The following is a 15779-nucleotide window of genomic DNA, read 5'->3' on the forward strand; positions in this document are numbered from 1 at the left end:
CTGTTTTTTGATGAATGTTTGAAGCGTTTAAGAATCATAATAAAGGAAAACGAATTTTCATGGAGGAAACGAAATGTCCACAAAACGTCAAGACAAGAAAATGAAAAATAACCCAACCTTCGGAGCATATGATGAACCTTTTAAGAGCGGCAGCGAATCCGATCTAAAACAAGGTTTGGCCATAACGCAGGAACAAATAAGAGATACATATACGGAGGGCACAATTGATGGGATGATGGAGGATGTTGACAGCAACAACATCCCGTTGAAGACTGAAAAAGAATGATAATGTTTTTTTCCTGATATTCAAAGTGAAATGCCTGTATGGGGCTGTCCAAAATCATAAACACCGATATATCAACGTTTCTAACACATTAATGGGGGCGTCAATAAGCCGTAAAAACGGCTTATTCGACACCCCCAATTTCATGGCCAATTTTGTCTTGACAGCGTTTAAAAAAATATATCGGCATTACTTCCCCAAAAAAATCGAATGATCATTGGGCAATCAACCTTCTGCAAAGGGAAAATGCGCTTACGGCAGCATGAACAGATTGATGATCATAAACATTGCAAAACAAAAATATACGGCATTGCCCACTTCAATTAAACCGATTTTTAAAATCGGCATTTTTTTCCCGTAAAAATAAACAGCTCGAATAACACTCGGAATATAAGCTATTATAAAAACGGCATACTCGGTAGCGACCAAGCCGATCATTAAGAAAACATGAAAACCCCATGACAACCATTTATAGTTCGGATTGTTTTTTTCCCGAATCATTGTTTTGACATAAAAAGTGCTGCCCACAAAAAATAAAAAACAAAGCATTATGGTGATGAAGGCTTCTTTTGTTATTTCTCCGCTTACAATAAAAGAACTGGCAAGACCTCCAATGCAAAAAACAGCGATTGCTGCTAGATCATTGAAAAAAGCACGATCTTTTTTCTTTTTCCCATAATAAATATTTATTAAAAAAAACGGTGTCATCGCCATTCCGAAATATATTATTTCCCATCTATACATTAATGGAAAGAGCAGTATAACGGTAGCAGCGGCAAAATAAAGAGCAAACCACTTTATATAAAATGGCTTGCGCTTATTTTTCATAGCCATCAGTAACGGATATGTTGCTAAATATAAACATAACCAGCCGATAAATAATGGAATATGAATCCAAGAGAACCCTCCTATATAAGCCCCCAATAGAAATGGTATAACAAGCATTGCCCAGGCTCCATGCTGTTTTGGAATCACTAATTTCTTGACGGTTGCCATCATGTATCCACCTTTCATCAACAATTTCTTCTAAATTCCATTATAGTGAAAAAAACTAGCTACGTTGTGATTTGTTGCATACCTCTTTGTTTTGTCACAAAATAGCCACAACACTAAACGGGAAAGTGACACCTGTCACTATTGAAAAGAACGAGTTGCGGTATTATCTTTTTAACAATGAAATTGGGAGGGAAAAATAATGAAAACAATATTTACGGAAAATACGACAGTTGGAGAAATTGTCGCAATGCTTCCGAAAGCGAGCGATGTTTTTAAAAAAAATAAAATTGATTTTTGTTGCGGCGGTGATCGCTCTTTAAAAGAAGCAGCCGATAAACGGGGAGTGGCGATTGAGGAATTAATGAGTCAATTGCAGGATCTGTATGCTACAACTGATGAAAAAACAGAGAAAAATTGGTTGACAGCAACATACTCAGAACTTATTGACCATATCATAAATAAACATCATCGTTATTTGTTGGAAGAACTGCCAAACCTTAGTCCCTATGTGACAAAAGTTATGCGAGTCCACGGCGGAAATCATCCACATCTAATAAAGGTTCATAAATTATTTAATGAATTAAAAACGGAACTAGAACAACATTTATGGAAAGAAGAGTCTGAAGTATTTCCGCTTATTAGCCAGTTCGAGAAGCAGCCGACAAGTGAAAACGAACAAAAAATGAAAAAAATGATTGCCGATCTTACGAATGAACATGATAAAACAGGGGATATCATAAAAGAAATTAGGCGGATCACAAATGACTATACCCTTCCGAACGGGGCTTGCCGAACATATCAACTCGTTTACAATCGTTTAGAAGCTTTGGAATCAGACTTATTTGAACATATTCATTTGGAAAATAACGTATTATTTCCACGCATTCTTCAATAATTTCGGGTGGAAGAGGCGGCGATCCCCCGCCTCTTTCTTCACCATTTCAACATCACGGAAACGGACTGTTCAGACCTTGATCTAACCATTAAAACTTAAAACGTTTTATCAAGGACGAAGCTAAAGGCTATTGACAAGCAAAGTTTCATGGCATGCCGTCGTAATAGAGTTTTTTTCAGAGAATAGAAAGCTAAAAACGAAAAGCGCCTCGGTGTGTGACGTCATTTTCGCTGATGTTGCTGAATAAGCGGCTTTCGATATGGTTTCTTTCTTTTTTGAAAGCGCTCTTTTTCTTGTTTTGATATTCTGGTTGTTTGGCACAAAAGAAGAATAACTTAAACATCTTTCTTCTGATATAATAAGTATAATAAGTTATATCCAACTTTTTTCAACTACACCACTACGATCACAAAGGAAGTGAAGGGAAATTGGAGGAATTTGTAGGATTTTGTATAAGGTGCAGCAAACCTATTCATTGTCTAAACGGTTTTTTGAATGGGGCTATTGACGAAAAAAATGGGTCGTTGTTTTGTTTTTCATGCTTAGAAGAGAATGAAAATTCGGATTTTTCTCACCAATCCCATTGAAAGCGCAAACAAATGCCATTTAGATTGCGAAGCCTAGAGTGTACCAACAAGTCTGTTTATTTTCTTCATAAAGCCTTTTTTGACATTGGGGAAATGGCCAAAGCATCTCACTCGCTTTCAAATCATAGTGTGCCAGTTCTCCTTGATCCTCTCTTGAACGATCCGCCATCTAGATTCTGTACAAAGATGAGAGATCTCTGGCAATCGTTTTCAAAAAACAAAATGAAATGCAATTTCAAACAACGTTTAGAAATGTGTCCGAATAATATGTCTGATCGAGACCAAGCGGTCTTCTTTCAGAACCTGTTCCTAAACCGCCAATGAAGCAAAATATCACTGTATTCGAGTGAAAAACCCCTATCCTCACTAAATCCGGATAGGGGTGATCATCTTTTATGCTTCCGTTTCCAGCCAGCTATCAGCGACTTCTCCTGCCTCCTCTTTATCTATGTAAAAGGAACCGTTGCTGTATCGATCAGTCACCTTCACATTGGAAAGAGGTACTATTTCCCTGATACCTTTCTCCGTTTCCAATACCAAATTCTCATTTCCGTTGACGAGTAAGATGGCCGCTGTCCGATGCGGGTTTGTTTTCAGCTCTCTGTACAGCATTGATCCTCTTCTGGCTCGTTGTGTTCGTTCGATTTCCCCGATATTGATCATTTTCACAGCGCCTCTGTGCGTGACAATGGCGAGCTTTTGATCGTTAACATGTTTCTCAGCAAACACAAGTCCAGAAACGACTGCATCGCCTTCCTTTAATTGGATGCCTTTGACTCCTGCTGCACGGGAGCCGACAATATTCACTTCTTCTTCGTGAAATAAAAGACCGTATCCAAAACGGGTGGATAACAAAATCAATCCTGTTCCATCAGTTATATGAACCGCAACCACTTCATCGTCGTCTTTTAAATTGATCGCAACAAGCGGCTTGGAGTATCGCTGAGCTTTATATTGGCGAATTTCCGTTTTCTTCACCATGCCTTTTTTCGTAACAAACAAGAAAAATTTCTCCTCGTCAAAACTTTTTAAAGGAATGCCTTGTACAATCCGTTCATCTTGATCAATCGGAATGGTCCTTGAAATATGCTGTCCAATATCCTTCCAGCGAATATCCGGAAGCTCGTGAACAGGACAATATAAATAATTTCCTTTGTTTGTGAATAAGAGAAGAACATCTGTTGTGTTCATTTCATACTGGCATAACAGTCGATCCGAATCCTTCATGCCGAAATCTTTTCCGTTTGATGCGGTATACGACCGCAAGCTCGTACGTTTCACATAGCCGTCTTTTGTCACAGTAACAATTGTATCCTCGCTTGCGATGAGGGATTCCATATTGATAGTAATGGATTCAATTTCCGCCTCAATCTTCGTCCGCCGCTCATCGGCAAATGTTTTTTTCAATTGTTTTAATTCGGATTGAATGACTTTGGAAAGCTTTTTTTCATCCTCCAAAATGCTTGTTAACCCCTTGATTTTTTTCTCAAGCTCTTCTTCTTCCGCTTTCAACGCTGTAATATCAGTGTTTGTCAGACGGTACAGCTGCAACGAGACAATCGCCTCTGCCTGCGGTTCAGTAAATGCAAATTCACTAATTAAATTATCTTTCGCATCCCGTTTATCTTTTGAAGCACGAATAACAGCGATCACTTCATCCAAGATGGATAGAGCTTTGATTAATCCCTTTACGACATGCTCCCTTTCTTGAGCTTTTTGGAGCTCAAAAGTCGATCGGTTAATCACGACTTCCTTTCGGTGTTCGATGTAAGCATCCAACAATTCAGGCAGACTTAATAATTTCGGATGCCGACGGTGAATTGCAACCATATTAAAGTTATATGGAACTTGCAAATCTGTGTTTTTATATAAGTAATTTAAAACTCCTTCAGCATCGGCATCTTTTTTCAGTTCGATGACGATGCGAAGACCTGTCCGGTCCGTTTCATCGCGCACCTCGGCGATTCCGTCCACTTTTCTTTCGTACTTAAGGTCATCTATTTTTTTTACTAAGTTTGCTTTATTGACCTCATACGGAATTTCTGTAATGACAATTTGCTCTTTTCCGCCTCGGATTTTTTCAATTTCCGCTTTGCCGCGAACAACAATTTTTCCTTTTCCTGTTTTATATGCTTTTTTAATCTCGTCGATTCCTTGAATGATTCCTCCAGTCGGGAAATCAGGGCCTTTTAACACTTCCATTAATTCCTCAACTGTGCAATCCGGATGATTCATTCGCATAATCACAGCATCAATGACTTCGCCGAGATTATGCGGAGGAATATCAGTTGCATAGCCGGCTGAAATCCCTGTTGAACCATTGACAAGCAAGTTTGGGAACATCGCGGGGAGAACGACGGGTTCTTTCGTTGTATCATCAAAATTCGGTACAAACTCGACTGTATTTTTCTCAATATCTTTTAAAAGCTCGGAAGCAAGTTTGGACAGCCGTGCTTCCGTATAACGCATGGCGGCAGGAGGATCGCCGTCAAGGCTTCCGTTGTTTCCGTGCATTTCCACTAAAACATTGCGAACCTTCCACTCCTGGCTCATCCGAACCATCGCTTCATATACAGAAGAATCTCCATGCGGATGGAAGTTCCCGATAACATTCCCGACTGTTTTGGCCGCTTTTCGAAATCCTTTATCATGCGTATTTCCGTCCATCAGCATCGCGTATAAAATTCTCCGCTGCACCGGCTTCAGTCCGTCGCGAACATCCGGAAGCGCGCGATCTTGAATAATGTATTTGCTGTACCGTCCAAAACGGTCGCCCAGCACATCTTCAAGGGGTAAATCGACATAACGTTGTTGAGCTTCCATGCTGCTCCTCCTCTAGCACATTGTTTTAAATTTCGAACATGTTGTCATTTTCGTCAATACCAAAAGACACATTTTTTTCGATCCATTGTCGACGCGGTTCAACCTTGTCACCCATTAAGGTTGTCACTCTTCTTTCCGCTCTTGCTGCATCATCAATCCGGACGCGGATGAGAGTGCGTGTTTCAGGATTCATCGTCGTCTCCCATAGCTGCGGCGCATTCATTTCTCCAAGCCCTTTGTATCGTTGGATTGTGTAGCCTTTGCCGACCTTCTTAATGGCAGCGGACAGCTCCTTCTCATTCCATGCGTATTCGATGACTTCGGATTTGCCGCTGCCTTTGCTTACTTTATATAAAGGCGGAAGCGCAATATAGACTTTCCCTGCCTGAATGAGCGGCTTCATATATCGATAGAAGAAAGTCAATAAAAGCACTTGGATGTGGGCGCCATCCGTATCAGCATCCGTCATAATGATCACTTTGTCGTAGTTGCAATCTTCAATGTTAAAATCAGCACCGACGCCAGCTCCGATTGCATGAATAATTGTATTGATTTCTTCGTTTTTAAAAATATCCTGCAGCTTCGCCTTCTCCGTATTGATCACTTTTCCGCGCAGAGGCAGAACAGCCTGAAATCTTCTATCCCGACCTTGTTTCGCTGATCCTCCCGCAGAATCCCCCTCCACAAGAAACAATTCATTTTTCTTTGGATTCCGTGATTGAGCAGGCGTAAGCTTTCCGCTTAAAGACATTTCAGATTTTTTTCGTTTTTTTCCTGATCTTGCTTCTTCGCGCGCTTTTCTTGCCGCCTCTCTTGCTTCTTGCGCTTTTATCGCCTTTTTAATCAGGAGGGTGCTGATCTCCGCATTCTCTTCTAAAAAATAAGATAATTTTTCCGAAATGACTGTGTCAACAGCAGATCTCGCCTCTGTTGTACCGAGTTTTCCTTTCGTTTGCCCTTCAAACTGCAAAAGTCCTTCAGGGATTCGGACGGAGATAATTGCCGATAGCCCTTCACGAATATCTGTTCCTTCTAAGTTTTTGTCTTTCTCTTTTAATAAACCGGTCTTTCGTGCGTATTCATTAAACACTCTTGTCATGGCAGTTTTGGCGCCTGCTTCATGTGTGCCGCCGTCTTTTGTTCTCACATGGTTGACAAACGACAAAATGTTTTCGCTGTAGCCGTCATTAAATTGGAAAGAAAATTCGACTTCAATCCCTTGCTGCTCACCTTCGAAAAAGACAACAGGATGAAGAGTTTCTTTTCCTTCATTTAAATATGCGACAAATGATTCGATCCCATTTTCATAACAATAAGATTCTTGAACATTGTTCCGTTCATCAATCAAATCAATTGTTAATCCTTTTAGGAGGAATGCAGACTCCCGCAATCGTTCACTCAATATGTCAAATTGAAAAGTCGTAGTGCTGAAGATGAGAGGATCTGGTTTAAAATGGACTGTCGTACCGGTTTCTTTTGTTTCTCCTATCTTTTCTAATGTCGTAACGGGTTTCCCGCCCTTTTCGAACCTTTGCTTGTAAATAAATCCGTCCCGTTTAATCGTCACTTCAAGCCACTCAGATAAAGCATTGACGACTGAAGCGCCTACTCCGTGCAAGCCGCCGCTTGTTTTGTAACCGCCTTGCCCGAATTTTCCTCCTGCATGAAGCACGGTTAAAATTACTTCCGGAGTCGGCTTACCAAGCTTATGCATGCCAGTCGGCATTCCTCTTCCTTTATCAGCAACAGAAATGCTTTCATCTTTATGTATTTTGACAATGATATGGTCTCCGAAGCCTGCTAATGCTTCATCTACAGAATTGTCAACAATTTCATATACAAGATGATGCAATCCTCTAGCATCCGTGCTGCCGATATACATCCCCGGCCGTTTCCTTACTGCTTCCAATCCTTCCAATACTTGAATCGCATCGTCATTGTATTCCATTATCTTTGCTTTTCCCACAAACAAATAACTCCTTTCAAAAAACAAGAACAGATGTTTGTAAACTGTATTTTACATGGTTTCCCTGCGTTTGGCAATCTTACACGGCAACGTATATTATTGTATTACTCAAATGTTGTATGTTTCAAACCTTTCTTCAAAAAAAGAACCCATCAAGTTGATGGGGGAAACATTTGTTATTTTGTTAACGCATGCGCTACTTTTATACACATATCCATGATAACGGGATAACCTTTTTCTTTTAATAATTGATATGCTTCCTCGTTAACGCAGCCTAGTTGAGCCCAAAAAACATCGGCATCAATTTCTAAAAATTCTTTCGCAACATCTAATAAATGCTCGGAACGTCTAAAAACGTTTACAATATCCACATGGCCTTCAATTTCTTTTAAGGATGAGACCGCTTTGACACCCAAGGCTTCATCGATCATTGGATTGACAGGAATAATCTCATACCCCGCATTTTGCATCGCTTGTGAAACTTGGTAAGATTCTCTTTCAGGATTGTTGGACAAGCCGACAACAGCGATTCGTTTACTTTTTTTTAAAATATCACGGATTTCGTCCAGACTTGGATTTTGCATGAAAATTTGTTCACTCCTTCCAATGTTTCTTTTATTATAACTGTAAAAGCGTCGAACACCAAAGTTTTAAAACGGCTTTTATCAACAAAATATAGTCCTGATCGAATCAATTGTGTACAATAATAATAGAATCATGAGTATAAAGGAGTTTCATTATGTCTTTTCTATTAATCTTAGTCCTTATCTTAGCTTATTTAATTGGTTCCATCCCCTTTGGACTTATCGTTGGCAAAATTGGATACGGCATTGATATTCGCGAACATGGAAGCGGAAATTTAGGTGCAACCAACACTTTTCGAGTGCTTGGAAAAAAAGCCGGGCTGTTTGTTACGGTTGCAGACATTTTAAAAGGAACTCTCGCAGCTAGCCTCCCCGTATTGCTTAGTGGCGACCTTCACCAAGCATGGACGCTCATTGCAGGAATGGTGGCTGCTGTAGGACATATGTATCCAATTTTCGCAGGCTTTCGGGGCGGAAAAGCCGTGGCGACAAGCGGAGGGGTGCTGCTTTTTTATAGCCCATTACTCTTTTTATCCATGCTTGCTGTATTTTTTCTTGTTTTATATGTATCAAAATATGTTTCTTTATCCTCTATGGTTACAGCACTGTATACGTTAGTTTATACCATTTTTACCGGTGATGCGGCTTTAATGATCATTGTCGCGATCCTCGCAACCTTTGTTTTCTATCGGCACAGAGCCAATATTAAAAGGATCATAAATAAAACAGAGCCAAAAGTGAAATGGCTGTAAAATAGAAAGGAGCGGGAACTCATCTTCTCGCTCCTTGTTTTAATTGTGATAGTTTGATAAACACATCCATCAACGTTTTATAGCCTGATTCAACAAACATTTTTACATATTCACACCAGATCGCGGCTGTCATTTTTGCATCTTCTAAGGCGTGATGACGCTTTTGGACCGGGATGGAAAAAAACCGGCAGCATTCATCTAAACTTACGGTAATTTGTTCTCGCTGAACGAGCTGGAACAGCATGGCTGTATCCACAATCCGATGTTTAAATGGAATGCGGAAATGCTCCTTATTAGCTTCTGTAAGAAAATTTTTTTCATGATTGGCATGATGGGCGACAAGCGTCCGATTTTCTGCAAATTGATAAAAACGAATCAATACTTCCGATATAGGGGGAGCAGCTCTTACGTCTTCTTCAACAATTCCTGTCAATTTCTTTACGTCAACGGGAATTTCCCCTTCATACTGAACAAAAGAGTAAAATGTATGCTTTTCTTCAATCTGCATGCCGTGAACTTTAACTGCTCCAATCGAAAGAATTTGATCCCCTTTTTCCGGAAAAAAACCTGTTGTTTCCAAATCAAGCACAACAACGTCCAGCTCCTGAAGAGGAGTTGACAAGCTTTCCTCCCGCTTTAAGTCTTGTTCCATTTTCCGCAAAAACGCTGCATGCTGAAGATTCGTTTCAAGACCTGTAAATGCTGAAGATTGCATTTTCCCCTGAAATTGCTTCATCAAGTGAAAAAAAGATGGAAGTTTCATGGATTAACGCCCTTTTCAATGATGGATTTCGTTTCATTCATCAATTTTTTTCCGCCTAAAATGATTTTTTTTAGCCTTCCTTTTTCTTCTTTTGATAAATCCTTTAAAGAGAGGTAATGAACTTCATCATATGTGTTCGCTTTTAATGAATTTTTAAAATGAATCGTTACTAATTCTTGAAAATATGTGTGATATGGAGATAATACATGACGAAAATACTCCTGCTTCATCAGAAGCTGAAACCTCGACAGCGTAGACGTATCCAACAATCGTTCTTTGATCGCCAATAAGCGGACAGAATTAATGTAAGGCAATAACCCGGCCTGTTTTAAATCAATAGCGCCTGAATGAGGGCCGTATGTTTCAGGAAGCAGCTGATGAAAAATACCCACCCCTTTTTTGACATGCATTGTGTTGTTTAACAATCGACTGAGAAAATCAGGATTATATTGAATATATTGGAAAATCTGGTTTTTCAGTCGATGAATCGATTCGGATTGTCCGATGATCATACGCGCATCAAAAAAGATTAATAAATAGCGGATAGAATCAAATGTTTCATCCTGGAGCCATTTATTGATCTGCTTGCTCCAGCTTTGTTCCGATCGGCACCATAAAGAAGTTGAACACATGACATTTCCTTCGCAGTAAGGATAACCGATGACGTTCAAGCCGAATGAAACTTCTTTTCCAAGCAACAAAAAGTAGTCGAGAGCTTCTTTTTCATTGGAATGAAAAATGAGTCCGTGGTCTTGATCGCTTATTTTCGCCTGCTCGCCTCTTCCGCCGCTTCCGACTAAAAACCAAGTAAATTCACAAGGCGCAGGGCCGTATTTCTTTTTTACAATCTCGAAAGAAAGATGGAAGGATTGTTTCATAACCTGATCGTGTATACTGTTTAATTCCGTCACTGTTTTCGCTTTTTGCAAATGGCTGTTGCGCCATTCCTTCAATTGTTTGTAAGGATTCCCCATGTGTATAAAAATCCCCTTTTTTATAAATAAGCGTACAGATGATACATCATCCATACGCTCTTGCGGTTAGCTTCCAAGCTTTTGTTCTTTGGATTCAAATGCTTCCGGATACCCATAAACTCCGTGCTCGCTTAAGTCCAAACCGATCATTTCTTCTTCTTCTGTCACCCGCAAACCATTGAGCAATTTTTTCATCACAGCTAAGATGACGAATGAAACAACAAAGGCGTATAAACCTGAAGTAAACACTCCCAATGCTTGAATGCCGAGCTGCGTAAAGCCTCCGCCGTAAAACAATCCAGGGTTACCAATAGTTGCTAATTCAGGGGTTGCAAAAAATCCAGTTGATAAAGTGCCCCAAACACCAGCTACTCCGTGAACAGACAAACAATAAATCGGATCATCAATTTTAACTTTATCAAAAAACTTCATACTAAAATATACAAGAATTCCAGCTATTAGTCCGATTACGACAGCAGCCCATGTGTCGACAAATGCACAAGATGCGGTAATGGCGACCAATCCTGCAAGCGCTCCGTTTAACATTGTCGGTATATCAGCTTTTCCGCCAGCGATCCATGAAATGATCAAGGCGCTTACGGCTCCTGCTCCGGCAGCTAAATTCGTGTTCAAAGCAACAAATCCAAAAAATCCATCCTCAACTGTAATCGTGCTTCCTGCATTGAAACCGAACCAGCCAATCCATAAAATAAGTACGCCTAGAGCTGTATAAACTTGGTTATGTCCATAAATATTATTAACAGAACCATCCTTGTTATATTTACCGATCCGAGGCTTCAACAAGATCGTTGCAGCCAAAGCTGCCATTGCACCTGTCAAATGAACAACGGTAGAACCTGCAAAATCTTGTTTTCCATGTTCTGACAGCCATCCTCCGCCCCAAATCCAATGAGCAACAACTGGATAAACAAGTGCGGTAAACAATACAGAAAAAATTAAATAAACTGAAAGTTTCGCCCGTTCCGCAAATCCAGCAAAGGCAATGGCGAGAGAAACTCCGGCAAAGGCTAACTGGAATACAAAAAAGACGGATGTTGAAAGAGATAATCCATCTATTTCATATCCTGAATAAAAAAAGTCAGACATTCCTACAAAAAAGTTGCCGTTCTTCCCAAAAATAAATCCATAGCCGACTGCCCAGAAAACAATGGAGGCAATTCCGAATGTAAAAACAGTTTTTCCGGCAATATGTCCGGCATTTTTCATTCGTGTAGAACCCGCTTCGAGCAATATAAATCCTGCTTGCATAAAGATGACCAAAATAGCTCCCAGCATCACCCATAAACTGTTCATTAACGTTAATGAGTCCATAGCACAACCTCCCATGTAATTATTTCTTCTTAATTATGTTATAAAAAATAACATAAGAAGTATATCTCTATTTTTACACCCGTTTTATTTTAATGTCAATTCATTTTCCATAATTTTTCGAAAAAGTATGTTAGGAAATCTAACATATAAACAAAATTAGACAATAGTTTATTTTTTTCGACAAAACGTTTATGATAGTAAAAACAGTATTTAAGGAGGGTTTTATGAGAAAGGTTTTCTTAATATTCGCAATTATTTGTTTGATGCTTTTTTCAGGATGCGGTAGCAAAGGTCAGGCAAATGAGCAAAACGCGGTAAAAAAAGAAAATGCGGATGATTCGCCACAATCTATACAAGCTGCTCCTAAAAAAGTGGAGCCGACCGAATCGCTCGTCACTGTTTCTGCAATAGGCGATGTTCTCATACATAGCCAGCTTTTTAAAGATGCGAGGACTGGGAGCGAATCATACAATTTTAAGCCAATGTTTGCAACAGTAAAACCTTTACTCTCAAAAAGCGACTTAGCCATCGCCAACCAAGAATCGATCATTGGGGGAACAGAACTTGGAATCTCCAGTTATCCGTTGTTTAACAGCCCGTTCGAAGTGGCAGATGCGCTAAAAGATGCTGGCATTGATCTCGTCTCAACAGCAAACAATCATAGTTTAGATAAAGGAGAAAAAGGTATTTTAAATGCGATTCAGCATTATGAACAAATCGGGCTACCGTATGTAGGAAGCTTTAAAAACGAAGCGGACGCCAATACATGGAGAATTCAACAGGTCAACGGGGTGAAAATCGGCTTTCTTTCGTATACATATGGGACAAACGGTATTCCAGTTCCGAAAAATAAACCCTATTTAGTAAACCTTATAGATGAAGAAAAAATGAAAAGGGATTTAGACACACTAAATGGACAAGTTGATGTAACTATTGTTAACATGCACTGGGGAGAAGAATATCAATCCTTTCCAAGCGACGCTCAAAAACAATGGGCACAGCTGCTAGTCGATCATGGAGCGGACATAATCATCGGTCACCATCCTCATGTATTGCAGCCGATCGAATGGCTGGAAGCAAAAAATGGAAACAAGAGTATCGTTGTGTATTCGTTAGGCAACTTCTTGTCTGGCCAAAAGGGAGATGGAAAAGACATCGGTGGGATTTTTTCGATTGATGTAATTAAGCGGACTGATGCTAACGGTACGACACTGACTTTGAAAAATCCGCGTTTACTCCCTACCTACGTGACCAAAAATAAAAATCATCATTATTATGTTGAATTGCTGGACCGAATCGACAAAAACGCCTATGAAAAAGTGATGAAGCATATGCATCAATGGTTGGAAACGAAAGAAGTGACGAACTCTATCCAGTAGAGTTTATTCATGGAAAGAAAGCTTTTCATGTAATATAATGTAAACAGGAAGCTGATATTAGGAGTGACAAAAATGAAACTGAATATTACCGATGATGCAGCAAAATGGTACAAGGAAGAATTGGAGTTAAACGAGGGAGATGCAGTCCGCTTCTTTGTCCGATATGGCGGATGCGGTCATGTGCAAAGCGGATTTTCCCTTGGAATTGCAAAAGAAGCTCCAAATCAAATCGGAATAAAAGCCGAAAAACTAGGGGTTACATTTTATGTTGAACATGATGATTTATGGTATTTCGACAATCATGACGTGACCATTCAATTGGATGAAAAAATTCATGAACCTGTTGTTCGTCTTATAAATTAGCAAATCGATTAAAAGCATGCTATAGTCAGTAAAGAAACCCAACCGCAAATTTAATTTGCCGATTGGGTTTCTTGTTTCATCTCATCATTTTTACTCAAATCTGACTTCCACAAAATGCCCGTCAAATCTTTTAATTTTTCAGCAATTTAAATCTTCTTAAATGATCGGTTAGCTGATATTTTTGCAGGATTTCTACTTGTTTTTCCCCCAGCAGGTCAAAATGCGGAAAATCTTTATGATGATGGATCCACTCCATTTTCAAACCGTTCTTATTTCCCCATTCTATTAAATGCTTTATATTGCTGCATCCAACCTTTGTTACAGAATGATAATCCGGAAACCGTTCATCATACCAATAATGCGTTAAAAAGGCGATTTCCCCTTTCCGCACTTTTTTCTTCCACTCAGCAAGCTCCTCTTTCTTGATTCCAAAGGCCAATCTTTATCTCTCCTCTTTCATCGCTTTTACATATGCTTCGTGCCATTCAGGATATAATTTCTTAAATACAACTGGGCGAAACGTTTCTTTTTTTACGCAAACATGGCTGGAAAAACCTTTTGCTGCCAATTCGCCATGAGAATTGAAAATTTCGTATCCATATACTGTTTTAATTCCGTTATATTTCTCAATCCACGTATGTATTATTGCCTTTTCACCGTATGTAATCGGTTTTTTATATTCGATTTGAATATCCACGACTGGGGAAATTATTCCGTCTTTCTCCATCGCTGCATACGAAAAGCCAAGATCTTGGATCAGCTTCGTCCGTCCAACTTCCATCCATATAATATAATTGGCATGGTACACGACACCCATTTGATCGGTTTCCGCATAACGAACTTCTATTTCTTTTGATGAAACAAACATAAGCTTCTCTCCCTTGCAAAAAATGAAATCGATCGAAAAAGCCTGCATCAGCGTCTGTGATACAGGCTTTCTATTTTAGGCCTTTTCAACTTTCTTACTTAAATTTTTTTGCGGAGTCTGTTTTTTATTCAAGCCGGTCCAACAAAGTTTGTCCCATTGTTGGCCGTTCATCAAATGAATTTAGAAGGCAAAAATTTTCAATGAACAATTTTATTATAACATTTCCATTTGCAATCGAAAACTAAAATGGAATTATCAACCTAAATTGAAAGCTAGGAGTTTCGTTCACGGGCTTCATCTTTAATTTCTTGTCGCATCGCCTCAATGCTTTCTTCTCTGCGGCGATTTTTTGCCTCAATCTGTTCACGCTCTCTGTCGTTGGCAAACTCTAATGTTTCTTCTGCTCTTTCGATGTTTTCAATCGTATTTTGTACCATTTCCTGCAATTTTTCAACATTGTCGGAACGGTCATCACGATTTGTTCGATTTTGCATCAAATATTCTCCTTTCTGGGAAAAATTGTTTTATCGCCATTTCAAATATAGTTTGTGCATTTGATGTTAAATTATGAAACGAACCTGTTTCCTCAATGAAAAGGAGAAAAATGATGGGACCATAATTATATTATGTAAATTAAAAGGCGGTGGACATATGTCCTACTCGCCTTTTGTCTGAATCACTTGAGGATGCTCATTCGTCTTATTTTGCATTTTTTTCCCTTTGTTTCCACCGAATCCTCTCGGTTTTGTTCCGATATGATTCGGATTAAAATGAGACTGGATATCATTTGAATTTGTCATCAAACAATCGCCTCCTGCTTTTATTGTTTACCAATAAAGCAGAAAACATGCTGTCAAACACGACTGTTTGCTATCAGCTCGATTTTTCCAATTGCCGTTTTTCCAGCCTTTTTTCAAGTCTTTCTTCAATTTCATTCAATGCTTCACGGTCTTTTAGCAAGTTTTGCTTATTTTCCAACACAAGCTGTTTAAACGAAATTTTCGTTTTTTTCATTTTTATCCCTCACTTCTTTTCTCTGTTACTTTTATTGTACAAAATATTCCGACACTTTCCCGTTGAAAATTTGAATGTTTAATGACAATATAACCAATAATGCAAAATTTCATACGTTTCAAAAAAACTCTTCTTTTGCAAAAATAGAGTAGGGTAACCTCTTTCAAGGCTACCCCCTCATCAAACCGTACGTGCCCTAT

Annotated in this window: 17 protein-coding genes; 5 read left to right on the plus strand and 12 right to left on the minus strand. The window is 39.2% G+C overall.

From position 1 onward, the window contains the following. Positions 1–73: 73 nt before the first annotated feature. Positions 74–286: a YozQ family protein gene (locus NSQ44_RS09570; RefSeq protein WP_340856848.1), complete on the plus strand. Its 213-nt coding sequence runs from the start codon at positions 74–76 to the stop codon at positions 284–286. Between the two features lie 249 nt (positions 287–535). Here NSQ44_RS09570 and NSQ44_RS09575 read toward each other — a convergent pair whose 3' ends face one another. Continuing rightward, complete coding sequence (locus NSQ44_RS09575; protein WP_340856853.1) at positions 536–1279, minus strand: YwiC-like family protein; 744 nt, start codon at positions 1277–1279, stop codon at positions 536–538. 199 nt (positions 1280–1478) lie between these two features. Between NSQ44_RS09575 and ric the strand changes: the two genes are divergently transcribed. Continuing rightward, positions 1479–2174 carry an iron-sulfur cluster repair di-iron protein gene (gene ric, locus NSQ44_RS09580; protein ID WP_340856857.1) on the plus strand — a complete coding sequence of 232 codons (696 nt, stop codon included), beginning with the start codon at positions 1479–1481 and terminating at the stop codon, positions 2172–2174. Positions 2175–3154: 980 nt separating this feature from the next. Here the strand turns inward: ric and parC are convergent. The 3 genes from parC to NSQ44_RS09595 all read right to left on the minus strand — a co-directional run bounded on the left by parC (position 3155) and on the right by NSQ44_RS09595 (position 8134). Beyond that, positions 3155–5584 carry a DNA topoisomerase IV subunit A gene (parC, locus tag NSQ44_RS09585; RefSeq protein WP_340856861.1) on the minus strand — a complete coding sequence of 810 codons (2430 nt, stop codon included), beginning with the start codon at positions 5582–5584 and terminating at the stop codon, positions 3155–3157. Between the two features lie 25 nt (positions 5585–5609). Then, on the minus strand, positions 5610–7532 hold the full coding sequence (gene parE, locus NSQ44_RS09590; protein ID WP_094246508.1) for a DNA topoisomerase IV subunit B: 1923 nt from the start codon (positions 7530–7532) through the stop codon (positions 5610–5612). A gap of 194 nt (positions 7533–7726) precedes the next feature. Continuing rightward, positions 7727–8134 carry a CoA-binding protein gene (locus NSQ44_RS09595; protein ID WP_063387680.1) on the minus strand — a complete coding sequence of 136 codons (408 nt, stop codon included), beginning with the start codon at positions 8132–8134 and terminating at the stop codon, positions 7727–7729. A 155-nt stretch (positions 8135–8289) separates the two neighbouring features. Between NSQ44_RS09595 and plsY the strand changes: the two genes are divergently transcribed. Next, the gene (plsY, locus tag NSQ44_RS09600) at positions 8290–8886 is read left to right on the plus strand and encodes a glycerol-3-phosphate 1-O-acyltransferase PlsY (RefSeq protein ID WP_063387681.1); all 597 of its coding nucleotides are present in this window, start codon (positions 8290–8292) and stop codon (positions 8884–8886) included. Positions 8887–8905: 19 nt separating this feature from the next. On the opposite strand, the gene NSQ44_RS09605 is transcribed toward plsY, so the two are convergent. From NSQ44_RS09605 to NSQ44_RS09615, 3 genes are all read right to left on the minus strand, one after another. After that, complete coding sequence (locus tag NSQ44_RS09605; RefSeq protein WP_340856865.1) at positions 8906–9649, minus strand: exonuclease domain-containing protein; 744 nt, start codon at positions 9647–9649, stop codon at positions 8906–8908. After that, positions 9646–10623, minus strand: coding sequence for a DUF294 nucleotidyltransferase-like domain-containing protein (locus tag NSQ44_RS09610; protein WP_340856870.1), 978 nt, complete (start codon positions 10621–10623; stop codon positions 9646–9648). Before NSQ44_RS09610 ends, NSQ44_RS09605 begins: the two co-directional genes overlap by 4 nt. A gap of 66 nt (positions 10624–10689) precedes the next feature. Continuing rightward, complete coding sequence (locus tag NSQ44_RS09615; RefSeq protein ID WP_340856872.1) at positions 10690–11955, minus strand: ammonium transporter; 1266 nt, start codon at positions 11953–11955, stop codon at positions 10690–10692. Positions 11956–12179: 224 nt separating this feature from the next. Here NSQ44_RS09615 and NSQ44_RS09620 point away from each other — a divergent pair, with 224 nt between their 5' ends. Beyond that, on the plus strand, positions 12180–13334 hold the full coding sequence (locus tag NSQ44_RS09620) for a CapA family protein (RefSeq protein ID WP_340856876.1): 1155 nt from the start codon (positions 12180–12182) through the stop codon (positions 13332–13334). Positions 13335–13406: 72 nt separating this feature from the next. Then, a complete protein-coding gene (locus NSQ44_RS09625) occupies positions 13407–13697 on the plus strand; it encodes a HesB/YadR/YfhF family protein (protein WP_063387686.1) in 291 nt (96 codons plus the stop codon). A gap of 130 nt (positions 13698–13827) precedes the next feature. Here NSQ44_RS09625 and NSQ44_RS09630 read toward each other — a convergent pair whose 3' ends face one another. The 5 genes from NSQ44_RS09630 to NSQ44_RS09650 all read right to left on the minus strand — a co-directional run bounded on the left by NSQ44_RS09630 (position 13828) and on the right by NSQ44_RS09650 (position 15579). Then, a complete protein-coding gene (locus tag NSQ44_RS09630) occupies positions 13828–14136 on the minus strand; it encodes a hypothetical protein (RefSeq protein WP_340856880.1) in 309 nt (102 codons plus the stop codon). A gap of 3 nt (positions 14137–14139) precedes the next feature. Continuing rightward, entirely contained in the window at positions 14140–14565 is a 426-nt protein-coding gene (locus tag NSQ44_RS09635) for an acyl-CoA thioesterase (RefSeq protein WP_063387688.1), read from the minus strand. A gap of 272 nt (positions 14566–14837) precedes the next feature. After that, complete coding sequence (tlp, locus tag NSQ44_RS09640; protein ID WP_063387689.1) at positions 14838–15059, minus strand: small acid-soluble spore protein Tlp; 222 nt, start codon at positions 15057–15059, stop codon at positions 14838–14840. Positions 15060–15221: 162 nt separating this feature from the next. Continuing rightward, the gene (locus NSQ44_RS09645; RefSeq protein ID WP_063387690.1) at positions 15222–15365 is read right to left on the minus strand and encodes an acid-soluble spore protein N; all 144 of its coding nucleotides are present in this window, start codon (positions 15363–15365) and stop codon (positions 15222–15224) included. Positions 15366–15438: 73 nt separating this feature from the next. Next, positions 15439–15579 carry an FbpB family small basic protein gene (locus tag NSQ44_RS09650; protein WP_082829475.1) on the minus strand — a complete coding sequence of 47 codons (141 nt, stop codon included), beginning with the start codon at positions 15577–15579 and terminating at the stop codon, positions 15439–15441. Positions 15580–15779: the final 200 nt, after the last annotated feature.

The organism is Aeribacillus sp. FSL M8-0254, from assembly GCF_038008845.1.
GTDB classification, from domain to species: Bacteria; Bacillota; Bacilli; order Bacillales; family Aeribacillaceae; genus Aeribacillus; species Aeribacillus composti.